This is a genomic window from Curvibacter sp. GW821-FHT01G03 (genome assembly GCF_059422285.1).
Map to the genome: position 1 here is coordinate 1 of NZ_JBWKWP010000014.1, position 14674 is coordinate 14674.

Sequence of the window (14674 nt, forward strand, 5' to 3'; positions counted from 1 at the left end):
AGTGTATTTTTGTGTTCGGGGAAGAAGTATCGAATAACGGTACTTGATGGCTTAAAGGTGATCACCGGTAATCAAATTTGATGATTCCAAGAGGAGGCGACGAGATCATTCGCTCATCTTCAACACCACCCCGGAGTCATTCATGTCCTCACGCCAAGCCCCTGTGCCTCACCCAGTCGCCTCTGTGGCGCGCGATTCCCGCGCCTGGCAGTTGCAGGTCTGGGCTTCGTTTGCGCTGGCCGTCTCCTTGTGCAGCATCGGTCTGGCCTGGTTGCCGGGCCAGGACCTGGACCGTGCCTTCATGGTGATGGGCTATGTGTTTTGTTTGACGGCCGTGTTGGTTCTGTCCAAGTCGGTGCGCGACCAACAGGCCACGGCGGCGGAATCCCCGATGTGGCGCCTGGTGGTCTGGGGTGGTTTTACCGTGGCCATGGGCCTCACCGGCTGGGGCCTGCTGCGCATGAACATCAGCGAAACCTACAAGGCTTACCTGGGGGTGAGCTGGCTCTATCTGGTGAGTTCGGCCTTCACGCTGGCCAAGACGCTGCGCGATGCCCACGAGGCCTCGCTGGCCCAGGCCCGAGCTGACGCCCGTGCCCAACTGCGCCGTGAAATGCAGCAAGGCCTGGCGCCCGATGCACAGTGAACCGTGAACGGATCTCGATGTCATGCCTGGAGCCACCATGAACTCTTCCTCTCTTTTCCAGCGGGTCCGGACTCGCCTGTGCCTGTGCGCACTGCTGGCGCTGGGCACCGGCACGGCTTGCGCCCAGAGCGAGGCTTCGGCGGCCTTGTCGCTGATGCCTCTGGCGTCTGTGGTGGCGGTGGCCGGCGGCGCCTCGGCGGCCGCGGCGCTGCCTGTGGCCTTGTCGGTCGGTGGCTCGGTGCTCACCGTGCAGGCCGTGCAGTCGACGGCGCACGGCACGCTGATGGTGCTGGAGCGGGCCTCGGATGGCGCCCAGGTCAGCCTTCAACTGACGGGCCGGGCGGGGGCTCGGGTGGCTGGCAGCGTGGGGACCGCCGTGGTGTGCAGCGTGATCGGCACCGGCGTCCTGCTGTCGGTGGCCGGTGAACTGTTGGCCTTCGTGCCGAATGCGCTGGGTCGTGCCCTGCTGCATGACGAGCGTGTGTTGTGAAGGGGGTGGTCATGCTGCTGCACCTGAAGTTCGCCCGCTGCTGGATCGCCGCCAGCCTGGCCTGCATGATGAACATCGCGCCTGCCCAGGCCGGGCAGGACTGCCAGGACCGGGGCCCGACCGTCGCCACGGTCACCCAGGGCATGGCGCTGGCCGCCCGTGTGGCCCGAGCGCTCGACGCGAGTGGCGCCCGGGTGGTGGTTCTGGGGCGCGCCGGGCAGGACCTCAGTGCCTATGGCCTGCGCTATTCACACCTGGGTTGGGCCTATCAAAGTGCCGATGGTGCATGGCGTGTGCTGCACAAGCTCAACACCTGCGGCACGGCCCGTTCGTTGGTCATGCGCCAGGGGCTGGGCGAGTTCTTTCTGGATGGCTTGTGGCGCTACGAAGCTGTCTGGGCTGTGCCCAGCCCGCAGGTTCAGGCCGCCCTGCTGCCTGGGCTTCAGAACCCGCAGCGCACGGCCTGGCTGCACGAACCGGCCTACAGCCTGGTCAGCTATGCCTGGGGGCAGCGGTACCAGCAAAGCAACCAGTGGGCGATTGAATTTCTGGCCGCGGCCATGGCCCCCGAGGTGCATGACCGAGCCCAAGCCCAGGCCTGGCTGCGTTTGCAAGGTTATCAGCCCACGGTCTTGCGTCTGGGACCGTTGACCCGGCTGGGGGCACGGGTCTCGCGGGCCCAGGTGGCTTTCGATGACCATCCCCCCGATCAGCGCTTCAGCGACCGCATCGTGACCGTCACAGTGGACTCGGTGCTGGCCTGGCTGCCGCGTGCCGGCCTGGCGGGTGACCCGCAGCGGGAAACCCTGCCTTGAGGGCCAGCCTCGGACCTGTTGCTGCGATCAGAATTCAAGGTGTCAAAAGGGAGTTCCGTCATGTCTCAATCGCTTCGTCTTTCCGAAAAATGGTTTCGCCGTGGCCTGTGGGGGGTGGCGCTGGTCTTTGCCGGCTTTCTGACCGGCCTGGGCAGTGCCATCGTCGATGACCTGCCCAAGGTCGAACGGCACGTTCAGGTGGCTGATTTCATGGACCGCACGGCCACCACCCGGGCGCGCGACCAGCTAAAGCAGGCCCGTCAGGCGCGTGAGGACGCCGCCCAGGCCCTGGAGCAGGCGCGCCTGGCTCACTCGCGCGCCCAGGCCGACAACCAGGCCGCACGCGAAACCTTCAACAACTGGTTGTCCACGCGCCATGCCACGGCCCGCCCCGAGCAAGACCCTCAACTGGTGCAGCGTACCCAGGAGCTCGACGGGCTCAAGCAGCGCGAGCGCGAGGCCTTGGCCGTGGTGGAGACGCAGCAGCAGGCCGAACTTGACGCTCGCCAGCACGAGAGCCAGGCCCAGCAGCAACTCAGCGAGCTGGAGCAGGATGCCCAGTCGGGCTGGCAGGCCGCCAGCCGGCAGCAGGAGCTGCGCGTGTTCCTTTACCGCCTGGCGCTCACCCTGCCTTTGCTGGTGTTGGCGGGCTGGTTGTTCGTGAAGCAGCGCCAAAGCAGCGCGTGGCCCTTTGTGTGGGGCTTCATCGGCTTCGCCTTGGTCGCGTTCTTTGTGGAACTGGTGCCCTACCTGCCCAGTTACGGCGGCTATGTGCGCTATGGCGTGGGCATCGTGGTGACGGTGCTGGTGGGGCGTTACGCCATCCTGGCGCTGAACCGTTACCTGGCCGCGCAGCAGGCGGCCGAGGCCGAGCCCGATCAGCGACGACGCGATACCCTGGACTACGACCAGGCCTTGGGCCGCTTGGCCAAAAGCGTGTGCCCGGGCTGCGAGCGACCCGTCGATCTGAAGCTGCCGGGCCTGGACTTCTGTCCCCATTGCGGCATCGGCTTGCACGACCATTGCGGCCAGTGTCACACCCGCAAAAACGCCTGGGTGCGCTATTGCATCAGTTGTGGTGCGCCGGCACGGCCACCGCAGCCTTCGCCCTGAGATCGGCCTGCGGTGGGGGTGCCGATCCGATCCGGCTTTTGCTCAGGCCGCCAGGGTGCGATGCGCCACCGGGGTCTCGGGCACCGGGTAGCCCGCGGCACCAAAGGTGGCCACCACGGCCTTGTGGGTGTCGAAATACACCTGCCAGTAGTGGTCGGTGTGGGTGTAGGGGCGCACACAGAGCAAGGGGCCCTCAGGGGTGAACTGCAGGATCTCGACATCGGGGGCAGGGGTGGCTGCCACGTTGGGGATGCTGCTCACGGCGGCCTTCAGGCGGTTGATGGCGTCTTGCACGTCCACCCCGTTGGCCACTTTGGCCACGCAGTCCACCCGCCGCACCGGCAGCGTGCTGAAGTTCTGGATGGTGTCCGAGAACACCTTGTTGTTGCCCACGATCGTGACCACGTTGTCGGGGGTGACGATGGTGGTGCCGAACAAGCCCAGTTCGCGCACGGTGCCGGTCACGCCGCCCGCGCTGACGAAATCACCCACCTTGTAAGGTCGCAGCACCTGCAGGAACACGCCGGCCGCAAAGTGCGTCAGCAAGCCGCCCCAGGCGGTGCCGATGGCCAGGCCCGCGCCAGCCAGCAGGGCCGCAAACGAGGTGGTGCTGACGCCGAAGATGTCCAGGATGGCCATCACCAGCACGATGTTCAGCAACACCGTGAGGATGGATTTCAGGTACTCGGCGAGGGTTGCGTCCACTTTGCTGCCCCGGGCCAGCACCGTGCCCAGCAGGCGCACCACCAGGCCAATCAGCCAGCGGCCGACGATCCAGGCCGCGATGGCCCCCAGTACCTTGAGGCCAAAATCGGCCCCCTGTGTGTTCAAGAAATGCCAGATGGCTTCTGTGTTCATGTTGGCGAACCTCCTGCGCGCAGCTTACTTTTTGTAGCGTTTCTGGAGCGCGTCTGGGCTTCGCGAAAGTGCCTGAAACCGTCAAAAGTTGGCAGATAAGCAAGGGTTGCTTGCATTTGAGCGACGAAGGCGCGGGCCTGGCACCGGTCTGGCCTCGGAAGCCACCGCGAATCATCCCTCGCGCACACGCAGGGGTTTTTCAGGGACCGGGTAGCCTGCGTCGACCATGGCGCCCAGCACCACACGATGGGTGTCGTAAAACACCTGCCAGTAATGGTCGGTGTGGGTGAAGGGGCGCACGTTCAACACCGGGCCTTCGGCGCTGAATTCGGCGATGCCGATCTCGGGCGGCGGTTCGGTGCAGACATGGGGCACGGTCGTCAGCGCGGTACGGATGCGGGCCATGGCCTCGTCCGCGTCGACGCCATGGGCCAGCTTGAGCTGGCAGTCCACCCGGCGTGCCGGCAGCGCACTGTAGTTGCGGATCACCTCGGAGAACACCTTGTTGTTGCCCACCAGGGTCAGCACCTGGTCGCTGCTGATCAACTGGGTGTTGAACAGTCCCAGTTCGCTCACCCGGCCGGTGATGCCGGCCAGGTTCACGTGGTCGCCGACCCGGTAGGGTCGCAGCACCTGCAGGAACAGGCCGGCGGCAAAGTGGCTCAGCAGGCCGCCCCAGGCTGCGCCGAGGGCCAGGCCGGCACCGGCCAGCAGCGCCGCCAGCGAGGTGGTGCTGATGCCGAAGATGTCGAGGATCAGCACCACCAGCAGGGCGTGCAGCAGACCTTTGCTGATGGAGGTCAGGTACTGGGCCAGGGTGGGGTCCATGTGGCCGCGCAGCAGGGCCAGTCGTATCACGCGCGTGAGCTGGCTGATCAGCCAGCGCCCGGTCACCCAGGTGGTGAGTGCGCCAAGGACCTTCAAGGCCAGCTCCAGGCCTTGGGTGGTCAGAAACTGCCAGACGACTTCGGGGTTCACGGGGCTCTCCTTCCAACTGCGGGCTGGGCAGCATAGGGAGCCTGGGCAGAAGGCTGGTTAGCGCATGACACGGGCGGTAAGCAATTGCTGCTGTCGCCCAGAGCGGGTTCAGACCCCGCGGGCGCGCTCGGTCTTGAAGCGGGCGCGGAAGGCCGTGAACTGGCCCTGGTCCAGCGATTCGCGCACCTCGCGCATCAGGTTCAGGTAGTAGTGCAGGTTGTGCACGGTGGTCAACATGGGGCCCAGCATCTCGCCGCAGCGATCCAGGTGGTGCAGGTAGGCGCGGCTGAAGCCCTCGCGTCCGCCGTCGGCCCAGCTCACGCCCGAGGTCCCGGCGCAGGCATAGCAGGTGCAGGTGGCATCCAGCGGCTGCGGGTCGCTCTTGTGGCGGGCATTGCGCAGCTTCAGGTCGCCATAGCGCGTGAAAATGGTGCCATTGCGTGCGTTGCGGGTCGGCATCACGCAGTCGAACATGTCCACGCCCTGGGCCACGCCCTCGACCAGGTCTTCCGGTGTGCCCACGCCCATCAGGTAGCGCGGCTTGTGGGCCGGCAGGCGGTGCGGGGTGTGGGCCATGATGCGCAGCATCTCGTCCTTGGGTTCGCCCACACTGACGCCGCCCACCGCATAGCCCGGAAAATCCATCTCGACCAGGGCCGCCAGCGACTCTTCGCGCAGGTTCTCGAACATGCCGCCCTGAACGATGCCGAACAGGGCGTTGGGGTTTTCCAGCCGGGCAAATTCGGTCTTGCAACGCTGGGCCCAGCGCAGTGACAGCTCCATTGAGCTGCGCGCTTCACGCTCGGTGGTCAGGTGGCCCTTGGTCTCGTAAGGCGTGCATTCATCGAACTGCATCACGATGTCGGAGTTCAGCACGGTCTGGATCTGCATGCTGATCTCAGGCGTGAGAAACAGCTTGTCGCCATTCACCGGGCTGGCGAACTTGACGCCTTCTTCGCTGATCTTGCGCATGGCCCCCAGGCTCCAGACCTGAAACCCACCCGAGTCGGTGAGGATGGGCTTGTTCCACTTCTCGAACTGGTGCAGGCCGCCAAAGCTTTGCATCACATCCAGGCCCGGACGCATCCACAGGTGAAAGGTGTTGCCCAGGATGATCTGTGCGCCCATGTCTTCGAGGCTGCGGGGCATCACGCCCTTGACCGTGCCATAGGTGCCCACGGGCATGAAGATGGGCGTTTGCACCACACCGTGGTTCAGCGTGAGCGTGCCCCGGCGCGCGTGGCTGTCGGGGTCGGTGGCGAGGAGGTCGAAATTCAGCATGGCGGGGATTGTAGGAGGGGTGGGGCGCCAGGGGGCGCGCGGCGCCTGGCCTCAGGGGCAATTGCTGGGCAGCGCCAGGCGGGGGGCCGGCCCGTCGGGCAGGGGGCGATCGGGCGGCGGCAGCCGCACGCAATAGGTGCCCAGTGGGCCCTGCACCCGTGCCAGCCGGCCACCGTCGCCGCGATCGCTTTCCTGAAGGCTTGTCGTGCCCGGGGCTTCGCCAGGGCTTGGCGCTGCAAAACGATCCGGAAAGCGGCGCCCGTCGCCGTGCTGCTGTTGCCAGCGGCGCTCGCGTTGCAGGCTGTTGGCCAAGGCCTCCGGACTGAGCCGCAGGGCCTGGGGGCGGGTTTGAGGGGCCGACTCGGGCGCCGCCTGTGGGGGCTCGGCGCGCGTTGGCGCCAAGGCCGGCATGGAGAGCGCTTCGGTCCGCTCTGCCGCCGGCGCTGCGGACGTGATCGTTGCCGTGGTGGGCGGCCCATGCGCCGTCGTGCGGGTCGCCCAGCTTGATTTGTTCAAGGGGGCTGGTGGTGACGCCGCGGGTGCTTCGGCAATCCATCGTGCCTGCATCACGATGGGGGCGGCCTGTGGCAGCGCGGGGGCAGGGTCCGAGGGGCCCTGCCACGCCAGGAGCAGCAGCCCATGCAGCAAGACGGCCAGGCCGACGGCCCAGGCGGTCTGGCGCGATGGCCGGTGTTCAGTCGCTCGCGGCATCCGGCTCGGTGCGTTCCTCTGAGCCCGGCGACCAGGCCAGCAGATCACCCGGCTGGCAGGCCAGGTAGTCGCAGATGGCGGCCAGGGTGTCGAAGCGCACGCCCTTGACCTTGCCGCTTTTGAGCAGGGACAGGTTGGCCTCGGTGATGCCGATGTGGGCGGCCAGGTCGCGTGACTTCACCTTGCGACGCACCAGCATTTCGTCCAGTTTGACCAGGATGGGCATGGGCTGTACCCGTCTCAGACGAAGGCTTCGGTTTCGGCCTTGAGCCGCTGGCCCTCGGCCATGACCTGGGACAGCAGGTGCATCAGCAGCCCCAGGATCAGCAGGCTGATCTCGAAGGAGCCCAGCGAAACCGTCACGATGCCGCCGTGCTGCCCCGAGGCCAGCCACGACAGCAAGGCCGTGACCCCTGCGCCGTAAAGCACGCTGAGCACCGCCATGGCCATCAGGCCCTGGCCCAACTGCCTGAAGCCGCACACCACCTGAGCCGAGAACACCTGGCCCTCGATGAAGGCGGCGCAGATGCGGCGCAGGCTCAGCAGGCTGAGGGCCAGGGCCGCCAGCGGCAGGCACTCGAGGCCCAGCCCGGCCAACTGCCAGGGCCAGCTCAGGCTGGAGGGCGGCTTCAAGCCTGCCAACTGGGCCTGCAAAGGCAGCAAAAGGCTGTGCCAAGGGCTGTCGCCACCTTGACCCAGGCCGATCCAGCGGGCCACGGAAAACCCGAGTCCCAGCAGACCACAGGCCCAGGTCAGGCCGTTGAGCAGGCGCGAGAGGCGTTGGAAGGCCGGGGATTGGAGCGTGTTGTTCATGGGGTGTAGACAGGCATTAATTTCTGTAAAACAATAATATTTTGTTGATTTGCAGAAATTTAGTCAAACCCTGAGAGGTGTGCTTATGTCTTTTGTACGTCTTTGTGTGCCGGTTGGGCGGGCTTTTTCAGTGGCCTTGCTGGTGCTGGGGTTGGCCGGCTGCGGCAGCGTGCCCTTGGCCTCGTTGTGGAAGTTGCGGGCCTTGCAGCTGGAGGAACTGGACCCTGGCGCCGTGCGTGCGGCCCTGGTGGCGCCTGCGTCCTTGCGCCTGAGCCCGCTTTCCTTGACCCTGGACGTGACGGTGGCCCGCGAGCTGCCCCCCGTGAACGGGCAGGCCGCCTGGGAGACGCTGGAGGAGAAGCTGCCGCTCGAAGAGTTGCGGGGCGCGGCCGAACTCAGCCCCTTGGCGGGCGAGGTGGGCCCCGGGCTGCAGTTGCATGTCTGGCGCATCGCACCGGCCAGCCTGGCCCGCCTGCAGGCCTTGCGCAGCCAGGCCCTGGGCTGGAAAGGCAGTGAGGGCAAGCGCCGGCTCGGCCTGGGCCTGGCCTTTGAGGGCTGTCAGCCGCCGGGGGCGTCGCGCAGCCTACGGGTGAGCACGCTGCTGCGCTTCCAGGCCCAGGGCGAGTACATCGCCGTGCTGCGCGATGCCGACCTGAGCACCCTGCTGCCGAAGGAGGAGCAGGCCCGGCGCTTCCCGAGCTGTGCCCCGTGATCAGTCGGGCTGGCGCTCCAGCAGCATCGCATCCCCATAGCTGAAGAAGCGGTACCGCTGGGCGATGGCGTGGCGGTACAGGGCCATGATGCGTTCGTAGCCGGCCAAGGCGCTGACCAGCATCATCAGCGTGCTCTTGGGCAGGTGGAAGTTGGTGATCAGCACATCGACCACCTTGAAGGCAAAGCCGGGCGTGATGAAGATCTGCGTGTCGCCCGAGGTCTGGCCCGACTGGGCCCAGGATTCGAGGGTGCGCACGGTGGTGGTGCCCACGGCGACCACGCGGCCGCCGCGCTGGCGGCAGCGCTCCAGGGCGGCCAGGGTCTCGAGCGGCACCTGGTACCACTCGCGGTGCATCTTGTGTTCGGCCAGGTTCTCGGTCTTCACGGGCTGGAAGGTGCCGGCGCCCACATGCAGGGTGACGCTGGCGCGCTCAATGCCGCGCGCGGCCAACCGGGCCAGCAGGGGCTCGTCAAAGTGCAGGGCGGCCGTCGGGGCGGCCACCGCACCGGGGTGGCGGGCGAACACGGTCTGGTAGCGCTGCTCGTCCTCGGCCGAGTCGCCGTGCTCGATGTAGGGCGGCAGGGGCACATGGCCGTGGGCGGCCATCAGGGCATGGGGCTCGCCGCTGAAGCGAAAGCGGAACAACGCGCCGTCCTCATCCGGCCAGCGGCCCAGCAAGGTGGCGCTGAAGCCGCCGACCATCTCCAGCGTGCTGCCCACGGGCGGCTTTTTGCTGACCTTCATGTGGGCCACCACCTCGTGGTCTTGCAGCACGCGCTCAACCAGCAATTCGACCTTGCCGCCGGTGGATTTCTCGCCGAACAGGCGGGCCTTGATCACCTGGGTGTCGTTGAACACCAGCAAGTCGCCCGCGCGCAGCAGATCAGGAAGTTCTTTGAAGATGCGGTCGATGGGCGAGGGGCCGGTGCCATCGAGCAGGCGGGAGGCGCTGCGCTCGGCAGCGGGGTGTTGGGCGATCAGTTCAGGGGGCAGCTCGAAGTCGAAATCAGCCAGGGTGAACGGACGGGATGCGGGATGAAGCGTCATGGTGCTTGAGGGCCTGACAGGCCCGTGCCAAGGTGGAAAAGGCGGAGATTTTCTCACGGGGTGGACGCACAGCTTGAAAGGCTGGGTAAAAATACAGTCATGGCCCCCAAGCCCTCCGCCCCACTGCCGTCACCAGCCAAGCCTGCCAAGGCGGATCCAGCCGCTCCGGCCGGGCGTGAACTCTCGCCGCCGCAAAAAGCCCTGCTCAAGATGGGGCTGCGCCGTGACATCGACCTGGCCCTGCACCTGCCGCTGCGCTACGAGGACGAGACCCGCATCACCTTGCTGCGCAACGCCCGCGATGGCGACACGGTGCAGATCGAGGTCACGGTGGTGAAAAGCGAGATCACCATGCGCCCGCGCCGCCAGTTGGTGGTGACGGTGGAGGACGAGAGCGGCAGTTGCGAACTGCGGTTTTTCAGTTTCTACCCTTCGCACCAGAAGACGCTGGCGGCGGGTGCGCTGTTGCGCGTGCGGGGCGAGATCAAGGGCGGCTTCTGGGGGCGGCAGATGCTGCACCCTGCGTTTCGCCTGGCCGGGGGCGAACTGCCCACGGCGCTGACGCCGATCTACCCCACGGTGGCCCAGTTGCCACAGCCCTACCTGCGCCGTGCCGTGCAGTCGGGTCTGATGCGCGCCGACCTCAGCGAGACCATCCCGCCCGAGGTGCTGCAGGGCATCGATTTTCTGCGCCTGTCGGATCTGCGTTCAGCCCTGTCCTTTCTGCACCACCCCACACCGGATGTGTCGCTGGCCGCGCTGGAGGACCACAGCCACCCGGCCTGGCAGCGCCTGAAGGCCGAAGAGTTGCTGGCGCAACAGCTGTCGCAGCTTGAATCCAAGCGCGAGCGGGCGCGTCTGCGCGCCCCGGCGCTGCAGCCCCGGCACCAGCGAGGTGTGCTGTCCTTGCACGAGCAGTTGCTGTCGGTGCTGCCTTTTGCGCTGACGGCCGCGCAGCGCCGGGTGTGTGAGGAAATCGCGCACGATCTGGCGCGTGGCGTGCCCATGCACCGGCTGCTGCAAGGCGACGTGGGCTCAGGCAAGACGGTGGTGGCGGCGCTGGCGGCCGCGATCTGCATCGACGCCGGCTGGCAATGCGCCTTGATGGCCCCGACCGAAATCTTGGCCGAGCAACACTTCGGCAAGCTGGTCGGCTGGCTCGAGCCCCTGCTGGCGCCCCAGGGCAAAAAGGTGGCCTGGCTGGCGGGCGCCCAGAAAAAGAAAGAGCGGGGCGCGGCCCTGGCCCTGGTCGAAAGCGGCGAGGCCGCCCTGGTGGTGGGCACGCACGCGGTGATCCAGGATCAGGTCAAGTTCAAGAACCTGGCCCTGGCCCTGATCGACGAGCAACACCGCTTCGGCGTGGCCCAGCGCCTGGCCCTGCGCAGCAAGCTCGATGACGGCAGCGGGCGTGAGCCGCACCTGTTGATGATGAGTGCGACACCCATCCCGCGCACCCTGGCCATGAGCTATTACGCCGATCTGGATGTGTCCACCATCGACGAACTGCCACCGGGGCGCACCCCCATCGTGACCAAGCTGGTTTCCGACAGCCGGCGCGATGAGGTGGTTGCCCGCATTGCCGATCAAATTGCTCAAGGGCGCCAGGTCTATTGGGTTTGCCCGTTGATCGAAGAGAGCGAGGCCCTGGACCTGAGCAACGCCACGGCCACCCATGCCGACCTCAGCGATGCCTTGCCTGGCGTGATGGTGGGGCTGCTGCACTCGCGCATGCCCACGGCCGAGAAGAAGGCGGTGATGGAACTCTTTACCAGCGGCCAGATGGGCGTGCTGGTCAGCACCACCGTGATCGAGGTGGGGGTGGATGTGCCCAATGCCTCGCTGATGGTGATTGAGCACGCCGAGCGCTTTGGCCTGAGCCAGCTGCACCAGTTGCGTGGCCGGGTGGGGCGCGGCGCGGCGGCATCGGCCTGTGTGTTGCTGTATGCCACCAACGAGAGCGGGCGCCTGGGCGAAACGGCCCGCGAGCGCCTGCGCGCGATGGCCGAGACCGGCGACGGCTTTGAGATTGCCCGGCGCGACCTGGAGATCCGGGGGCCGGGGGAGTTCCTGGGCGCGCGTCAATCGGGAGCACCGCTGTTGCGTTTTGCCGATCTGGCCACCGACACGGTGCTGCTGGACTGGGCCCGGGAGGCCGCGCCGCTGATGCTGGACCGTTACCCTGAAAAGGCCCAGACGCACGTGAGCCGCTGGTTGGGAGGAAAATCGGAGTTCCTCAAAGCCTGAGGACTGGCCGGGCCCCTTCGGACCCGGCGTGCAGCGAAGACCTTCATGACCCTGACTGAACTCAAATACATCGTGGCCGTGGCGCGCGAAAAGCACTTTGGCAAAGCGGCCGAGGCCTGCTTTGTCTCGCAGCCCACCTTGTCGGTGGCGATCCGCAAGCTCGAAGACGAGCTGGAGGTGAAACTGTTCGAGCGCAGCGCCAACGAGGTCAGTGTCACCCCGCTGGGTGAAGAGATCGTGCGCCAGGCGCAGAGCGTGCTGGAGCAGGCCGCCGCGATCAAGGAAATCGCCAAGCGTGGCAAAGACCCTTTGGCCGGCGCCTTGAAGCTCGGGGTGATCTACACCATCGGCCCCTACCTGCTGCCCGATCTGGTGCGCCAAGCCATCTCGCGCACGCCTCAGATGCCCCTGATGCTGCAGGAGAACTTCACCGTCAAGTTGTTGGAGATGCTGCGCACCGGCGAGATCGACTGCGCCATCATGGCCGAGCCCTTTCCGGACACCGGCCTGGCGCTGGCGCCGCTGTACGACGAGCCCTTCATGGCCGCAGTGCCCAGCACCCATGCGCTGGCTGCGCGCAAGAGCATCACAGCCGAGGAGATGAAGAGCGAGACCATGCTGCTGCTGGGCAACGGCCATTGCTTCCGTGACCATGTGCTGGAGGTGTGCCCCGAGTTCGCCCGGTTTTCCAGCAATGCCGAGGGCATCCGCAAGAGCTTCGAGGGCTCCTCGCTGGAAACCATCAAACACATGGTGGCCGCCGGCATGGGCGTGACCCTGGTGCCTCGCCTGAGCGTGCCCAAGGACGCCCTGGCCCCGCGCACGCGCCGGCGCAAGAGTGACGACGAGGCCCACGTGGTGTACCTGCCCTTTGAAGGCGATGTCCCCTACCGCCGCGTGGTGCTGGCCTGGCGCCGCAGCTTCACCCGTTACGAGGCGATTGCCGCCCTGCGCAACTCGATCTACGCCTGCGAGTTGCCCGGCGTCAAACGCCTGTCGTGATGCCTTGAGCGTTCGTCCTACGTGTACGACCTTCTGGCGCCGTTACATTGAATCCTCTGATTACAAATGGCTTGCCGTCCATCCCCCTGAGCATGGCGGTCCAAGCCCTTGTGGATGGTTTGTTTTTCAACACTGAAGGAGTGACCCCATGGCCAAAGCCCCCCGCAGCACCCCCAAGTCGGTGCCCGCGATCAACATCGGCATCAGTGACAAGGACCGAGCCGCCATTGCGAAGGGCCTGTCGCGCCTGCTGGCCGACACCTACACCCTGTACCTGACCACGCACAACTTCCATTGGAACGTGACCGGGCCGATGTTCAACACCCTGCACACCATGTTCATGGTGCAGTACACCGAACTGTGGAATGCGGTGGACCCGATTGCCGAGCGCATCCGCTCGCTGGGCCATGTGGCGCCAGGCTCGTACGCTGATTTTGGCAAGCTGGCCACCGTGCCCGACGCCCCGGGCACCCCGCCCAAGGCGCTGGAGATGGTGCGCATCCTGGTCACCGGCCACGAAGCAGTGGCGCGCACGGCGCGCGAGCTGTTCCCCTTGGCCGACAAGGCCAGCGATGAACCTACGTCCGACCTGCTGACCCAGCGCCTGACGGTGCATGAGCAGACCGCCTGGATGCTGCGCTCGCTGCTCGAAGAGTGATTTCGCGGTTCTGAACGGTTCCAGGTGGATCCGGCCCGGGGCGGCTTGCTGCGAAAATCGCCACCGCCCTTCTTTGACCGAGTCCGCCCGCGATGACCGCCTCCGCCCCCCCTTCTTCTCCCAAACCGAGTCCCGCTTCGTCTTCGAGCCGACTGGCGCTTTACCTCAGCCTGATCCGCTGGGACAGGCCGGCCGGCTGGCTGTTGCTGCTGTGGCCCACGCTGAGTGCGCTGTGGGTGGCCAAGGGCGGCTTCCCGGGCTGGCACCTGCTGCTGGTGTTCACGCTGGGCACCATCTTGATGCGCAGTGCCGGGTGCTGTGTGAACGACGTGGCCGACCGCGGCTTTGACCGCCATGTGAAGCGCACGGCCAACCGGCCTGTCACCTCGGGGGCCGTCTCGGTGCGCGAGGCCCTGGTGGTAGGGGCCGTGTTGGCCTTGGTGGCCTTTGGCTTGGTGCTGACCACCAACGGGCCCACCATCCTGTGGTCTTTCGGTGCTTTGGCGGTCACCTTGTTCTACCCGTTTGCCAAACGCCTGGTGTCCATGCCGCAGGCCGTTCTGGGGGTGGCCTTCAGTTTTGGCATTCCGATGGCCTTCACGGCACAGGATGTGCCTTTGTCGCCACTGGTGGGCTGGTTGGTGCTCAGCAACCTGCTGTGGGTGCTGGCTTATGACACTGAATACGCCATGGTGGACCGCGACGATGACTTGAAGATCGGCATGAAGACTTCGGCCATCACGCTGGGCCGGTGGGATGTGCTGGCCGTCACCGCCTTTTATGTGCTGAGCCTGCTGATTTGGGGGCTGGTGTTGCAAGGGCGCGTGCCGGCGGTCTTTTTGGGTGGGGGGCTGCTGGTGGCCCTGGCCCAGGTTGGCTGGCATGTGGGCCTGATCCGGCACCGAAGCCGGGACGGCTGCTTCAAGGCCTTTCGCGCCAACCACTGGTTGGGCGCGACCTTGTTTGCCAGCCTGTTGCTGGCCGGCTGGCTGGCCTGAATGAAAAGGCCCGCTCGGGGCGGGCCTGTTCGATGCAGAGCGCTTAGGCCCTCAGAAGGTGTGAGCCTTGGCCTTGTGCGCGCTCTTGGCGTGCTTGGCATGCTTGCTCTTGGCCTTCTTGCCGTGTTTGCCGGCTTTTTTGGCATGTTTGCCCGAGGCCTTGGCGCTGTGCGGCGTCTTGGCGGCGGCTTCGGTGCTGGTCAGGGCCAGGGGCATGACCACCAGGGCGGCCGAGAGAATCGCGGTAAGCAGTTTTTTCATGTTGTGTCTTGGTTGGTTGAGGGTTGGCCGCCACGGCACCGTGC

17 protein-coding genes are annotated in these 14674 nt (G+C 66.3%); 9 read left to right on the forward strand and 8 right to left on the reverse strand.

The window, feature by feature from the left end; translation table 11 throughout:
* Positions 1-142 precede the first annotated feature (142 nt).
* From AC07VS_RS19765 to AC07VS_RS19780, 4 genes are read left to right on the forward strand one after another with little or no spacing between them, the layout of a single operon-like run.
* Positions 143-646, forward strand: coding sequence for a YiaA/YiaB family inner membrane protein (locus tag AC07VS_RS19765; protein ID WP_494657702.1), 504 nt, complete (start codon positions 143-145; stop codon positions 644-646).
* 37 nt (positions 647-683) lie between these two features.
* Positions 684-1136 (forward strand): hypothetical protein, encoded by a 453-nt coding sequence (locus AC07VS_RS19770; RefSeq protein ID WP_494751777.1) that lies wholly within the window; start codon positions 684-686, stop codon positions 1134-1136.
* 11 nt (positions 1137-1147) lie between these two features.
* On the forward strand, positions 1148-1951 hold the full coding sequence (locus tag AC07VS_RS19775) for a DUF2145 domain-containing protein (RefSeq protein WP_494751778.1): 804 nt from the start codon (positions 1148-1150) through the stop codon (positions 1949-1951).
* Positions 1952-2011: 60 nt separating this feature from the next.
* Complete coding sequence (locus tag AC07VS_RS19780) at positions 2012-3064, forward strand: serine endopeptidase (RefSeq protein WP_494751779.1); 1053 nt, start codon at positions 2012-2014, stop codon at positions 3062-3064.
* Positions 3065-3106: 42 nt separating this feature from the next.
* Here the strand turns inward: AC07VS_RS19780 and AC07VS_RS19785 are convergent, their stop codons facing one another.
* From AC07VS_RS19785 to AC07VS_RS19810, 6 genes are all read right to left on the reverse strand, one after another.
* Positions 3107-3922, reverse strand: a complete 816-nt coding sequence (locus tag AC07VS_RS19785; protein WP_492349313.1) for a mechanosensitive ion channel family protein — start codon at positions 3920-3922, stop codon at positions 3107-3109.
* Between the two features lie 171 nt (positions 3923-4093).
* Complete coding sequence (locus AC07VS_RS19790) at positions 4094-4900, reverse strand: mechanosensitive ion channel family protein (protein ID WP_492349312.1); 807 nt, start codon at positions 4898-4900, stop codon at positions 4094-4096.
* 108 nt (positions 4901-5008) lie between these two features.
* Positions 5009-6181: a tRNA guanosine(34) transglycosylase Tgt gene (gene tgt, locus AC07VS_RS19795; RefSeq protein ID WP_492349311.1), complete on the reverse strand. Its 1173-nt coding sequence runs from the start codon at positions 6179-6181 to the stop codon at positions 5009-5011.
* 51 nt (positions 6182-6232) lie between these two features.
* Positions 6233-6892 (reverse strand): hypothetical protein, encoded by a 660-nt coding sequence (locus AC07VS_RS19800; RefSeq protein WP_494751780.1) that lies wholly within the window; start codon positions 6890-6892, stop codon positions 6233-6235.
* Entirely contained in the window at positions 6876-7118 is a 243-nt protein-coding gene (locus tag AC07VS_RS19805; RefSeq protein WP_494657705.1) for a helix-turn-helix domain-containing protein, read from the reverse strand. The genes AC07VS_RS19800 and AC07VS_RS19805 overlap by 17 nt, the downstream gene beginning before the upstream one ends.
* Before the next feature lie 14 nt (positions 7119-7132).
* Entirely contained in the window at positions 7133-7705 is a 573-nt protein-coding gene (locus AC07VS_RS19810; RefSeq protein ID WP_494751781.1) for a DUF2975 domain-containing protein, read from the reverse strand.
* 85 nt (positions 7706-7790) lie between these two features.
* Here AC07VS_RS19810 and AC07VS_RS19815 point away from each other — a divergent pair, with 85 nt between their 5' ends.
* Entirely contained in the window at positions 7791-8417 is a 627-nt protein-coding gene (locus tag AC07VS_RS19815) for a hypothetical protein (RefSeq protein WP_494751782.1), read from the forward strand.
* Here the strand turns inward: AC07VS_RS19815 and queA are convergent, their stop codons facing one another.
* Positions 8418-9467 carry a tRNA preQ1(34) S-adenosylmethionine ribosyltransferase-isomerase QueA gene (queA, locus tag AC07VS_RS19820; RefSeq protein WP_494657708.1) on the reverse strand — a complete coding sequence of 350 codons (1050 nt, stop codon included), beginning with the start codon at positions 9465-9467 and terminating at the stop codon, positions 8418-8420. It lies immediately after the preceding gene.
* 99 nt (positions 9468-9566) lie between these two features.
* Here queA and recG point away from each other — a divergent pair, with 99 nt between their 5' ends.
* From recG to ubiA, 4 genes are all read left to right on the forward strand, one after another.
* Positions 9567-11711, forward strand: a complete 2145-nt coding sequence (gene recG / locus AC07VS_RS19825) for an ATP-dependent DNA helicase RecG (RefSeq protein ID WP_494751783.1) — start codon at positions 9567-9569, stop codon at positions 11709-11711.
* Positions 11712-11756: 45 nt separating this feature from the next.
* Positions 11757-12713, forward strand: a complete 957-nt coding sequence (locus tag AC07VS_RS19830) for a LysR substrate-binding domain-containing protein (protein ID WP_492349304.1) — start codon at positions 11757-11759, stop codon at positions 12711-12713.
* Positions 12714-12861: 148 nt separating this feature from the next.
* A complete protein-coding gene (locus tag AC07VS_RS19835) occupies positions 12862-13371 on the forward strand; it encodes a Dps family protein (RefSeq protein ID WP_492349303.1) in 510 nt (169 codons plus the stop codon).
* A 92-nt stretch (positions 13372-13463) separates the two neighbouring features.
* Positions 13464-14369 (forward strand): 4-hydroxybenzoate octaprenyltransferase, encoded by a 906-nt coding sequence (gene ubiA, locus AC07VS_RS19840; RefSeq protein ID WP_494657710.1) that lies wholly within the window; start codon positions 13464-13466, stop codon positions 14367-14369.
* A gap of 51 nt (positions 14370-14420) precedes the next feature.
* Here the strand turns inward: ubiA and AC07VS_RS19845 are convergent, their stop codons facing one another.
* Positions 14421-14630: a hypothetical protein gene (locus AC07VS_RS19845; protein WP_492349301.1), complete on the reverse strand. Its 210-nt coding sequence runs from the start codon at positions 14628-14630 to the stop codon at positions 14421-14423.
* Positions 14631-14674: the final 44 nt, after the last annotated feature.

Bases quoted from the DNA above. Each gene is read 5' to 3' on its own strand.
- AC07VS_RS19780 (WP_494751779.1), top strand. From the start codon at position 2,012: ATGTCTCAATCGCTTCGTCTTTCCGAAAAATGGTTTCGCCGTGGCCTG.
- AC07VS_RS19810 (WP_494751781.1), bottom strand. From the start codon at position 7,705: ATGAACAACACGCTCCAATCCCCGGCCTTCCAACGCCTCTCGCGCCTG.
- tgt (WP_492349311.1), bottom strand. From the start codon at position 6,181: ATGCTGAATTTCGACCTCCTCGCCACCGACCCCGACAGCCACGCGCGC.
- AC07VS_RS19845 (WP_492349301.1), bottom strand. From the start codon at position 14,630: ATGAAAAAACTGCTTACCGCGATTCTCTCGGCCGCCCTGGTGGTCATG.
- ubiA (WP_494657710.1), top strand. From the start codon at position 13,464: ATGACCGCCTCCGCCCCCCCTTCTTCTCCCAAACCGAGTCCCGCTTCG.
- recG (WP_494751783.1), top strand. From the start codon at position 9,567: ATGGCCCCCAAGCCCTCCGCCCCACTGCCGTCACCAGCCAAGCCTGCC.
- queA (WP_494657708.1), bottom strand. From the start codon at position 9,467: ATGACGCTTCATCCCGCATCCCGTCCGTTCACCCTGGCTGATTTCGAC.
- AC07VS_RS19770 (WP_494751777.1), top strand. From the start codon at position 684: ATGAACTCTTCCTCTCTTTTCCAGCGGGTCCGGACTCGCCTGTGCCTG.
- AC07VS_RS19805 (WP_494657705.1), bottom strand. From the start codon at position 7,118: ATGCCCATCCTGGTCAAACTGGACGAAATGCTGGTGCGTCGCAAGGTG.
- AC07VS_RS19830 (WP_492349304.1), top strand. From the start codon at position 11,757: ATGACCCTGACTGAACTCAAATACATCGTGGCCGTGGCGCGCGAAAAG.
- AC07VS_RS19765 (WP_494657702.1), top strand. From the start codon at position 143: ATGTCCTCACGCCAAGCCCCTGTGCCTCACCCAGTCGCCTCTGTGGCG.
- AC07VS_RS19815 (WP_494751782.1), top strand. From the start codon at position 7,791: ATGTCTTTTGTACGTCTTTGTGTGCCGGTTGGGCGGGCTTTTTCAGTG.
- AC07VS_RS19775 (WP_494751778.1), top strand. From the start codon at position 1,148: ATGCTGCTGCACCTGAAGTTCGCCCGCTGCTGGATCGCCGCCAGCCTG.
- AC07VS_RS19800 (WP_494751780.1), bottom strand. From the start codon at position 6,892: ATGCCGCGAGCGACTGAACACCGGCCATCGCGCCAGACCGCCTGGGCC.
- AC07VS_RS19785 (WP_492349313.1), bottom strand. From the start codon at position 3,922: ATGAACACAGAAGCCATCTGGCATTTCTTGAACACACAGGGGGCCGAT.
- AC07VS_RS19835 (WP_492349303.1), top strand. From the start codon at position 12,862: ATGGCCAAAGCCCCCCGCAGCACCCCCAAGTCGGTGCCCGCGATCAAC.